Source organism: Rahnella sp. NRRL B-41462 (genome assembly GCF_003263525.1).
Lineage (GTDB): Bacteria > Pseudomonadota > Gammaproteobacteria > Enterobacterales > Enterobacteriaceae > Rahnella > Rahnella aceris.
This window is the reverse complement of sequence record NZ_JYDF01000203.1, coordinates 1-1,855: the sequence shown is the minus strand read 5'-3', so window position 1 is coordinate 1,855 and position 1,855 is coordinate 1. Positions and strand designations below refer to the sequence as shown.

Annotated in this window: 2 protein-coding genes and 1 pseudogene; all 3 read right to left on the bottom strand. The window is 57.4% G+C overall.

Annotated elements, in window-relative coordinates; translation table 11 throughout:
• A partial coding sequence (locus UC14_RS26620) for an FAD-binding oxidoreductase (RefSeq protein ID WP_157962176.1) occupies nt 1–728 on the bottom strand: 728 nt, incomplete at its 3' end.
• A gap of 26 nt (nt 729–754) precedes the next feature.
• Nucleotides 755–1,570 carry an ABC transporter permease gene (locus UC14_RS26615; RefSeq protein WP_013575204.1) on the bottom strand — a complete coding sequence of 272 codons (816 nt, stop codon included), beginning with the start codon at nt 1,568–1,570 and terminating at the stop codon, nt 755–757.
• Nucleotides 1,571–1,574: 4 nt separating this feature from the next.
• Nucleotides 1,575–1,855: pseudogene (locus UC14_RS26610) on the bottom strand (ABC transporter ATP-binding protein); the annotation flags it as partial.

The window sequence follows — 1,855 nt, the reverse complement described above, 5'->3', positions numbered from 1 at the left end:
AAGGCGTTGGCATAATCCAGTGCGTCGGTGAAGTCGTCGAACACGTCCAGCCGTTCAATCCACTGATGAACCGGTGCCAGCGCCAGTTCAACCTCAAGCACAATGCCGTTGCTGCCATACGCGTGATGCAGCAGCAATGCCTGCGGGGCGGGCACATGCAGAATGCGCGGTTCGGCTTCCATGGTCATGACTTTTACGCTGAGCACATTGCCCGGTGCGCCGAGCGGGCCGTAGTTAATGGATCCGATACCGCCAAAGCCGCCGCCGTAAAGGCCACCCAGGCTGGCGAGCCGGTAAGTGGAGGGCATGCAGCGCAGTTCCCAGCCTGCCGGACGGGTCAGGGTTTCAATCTCCGCCAGCCGGATCCCCGCCTGTGCCCGCACCACACCGTTAGCCAGTTCGCAAACCTGATTAAACCCGGTCATGTCCACCAGAATTCCGCCTTCCAGCGGCACCAGTTGGCCGTAGTTGCCGGTCGCGCCGCCGCGCAAAATCAGCGGTAACTGGTGCTGAACGCAGGCTTTCACCAGCAAAATCAGCTCTTCTTCGCTGCGCGGCCTGACCACGGCATCGGCCTGTTTGTCTTCCAGTTGCCGCTTGAGCACCGGGCTGAACCAGTGAAAATCACGGGAAAGGCGTTTAACCTTCGGCGCCTGTAAAGTCCAGTCGAGATCAGGCAGCGCCTGCTGAATCAGGGCGAGCACCTGTTGACGTTGTTCGCTGTCCATATTCTTCCTGCCAAAAATGAATGAGGTTAATGAGATTGCACGGCTTCGCTTTCATGCCAGGCGCTCAGGGCGCGCCTCGAAATCCACGACATCACACCAAACAGCGCGATACCGGTGAGTGAAATTAACAGCAGGGCGGCAAACATCAGCGGGATGTCGAGCTGATAGCCCGCCTGCAATATCTGGTAGGCCAGACCGGTGTTATTGCCGCCGGTGCCCGCCACGAATTCAGCCACCACGGCACCAATCAGCGACAGGCCACTGGAAATGCGCAGTGCGCCGAAAAAATACGGCAGCGCAGAAGGGATGCGTAAGCGGATCAGGATTTGCAGACGGCTGGCGCGGCTGAGCTGGAAATAACTCAGCAGGCCGGGCGAGACGCTGCGCAACCCCTGCGTGGTGTTAGAAATGATCGGGAACACCGCCATCAGCGTCGAACACACCACCAGCGACAACGTGGTGTCTTTGACCCAGATGATGATCAGCGGCGCGATGGCGACAATCGGCGTCACTTGTAAAAACACGATGTACGGGAACAACGCGGTTTCAACAAAGCGGTTCTGCACCAGCACGAAAGCCACGACCGAACCGATGACGATAGAGAGTAAAAACGAGATCAAAGTGATTTTCAGCGTAAACAGCAGTGACATGGTCAGCGTACCGAAGTTGGTCCACAGGCTTTCCAGCATCACTACCGGCGAAGGCACCAGAAACTGGGGGATTTTGAAATAACTCACCCAGCCCTGCCACAGCAAAACCACCACAATCGCGACCACAGCCGGATACAGCACCTTGCGAAAGGTTTGGTTATTGATCCACGGAGAGGATTTTTGAGTTTGCATAGCGTTACTCCATACCCGATTGGCTGGCTTGCAGCAGGCTGTCCTGCAACTGCTTCGCATAGCGTGAAAATGCCGGACTGACGCGGAAATCGTCGTTGCGCGGGAAGGGTTCGTTAATGGCGATATCTTCCACTACCCGCCCCGGACGGGCGGCCATCATGATCACCCGCTGCGACAGAAATACCGCTTCGTGAATCGAATGCGTGACGAACACCACCGTCAGCCCCTGTTCCCGCCACAGGCGCAGCAGATCGCTGTCGAGCTTGTTGCGGGTGATTTCATCCA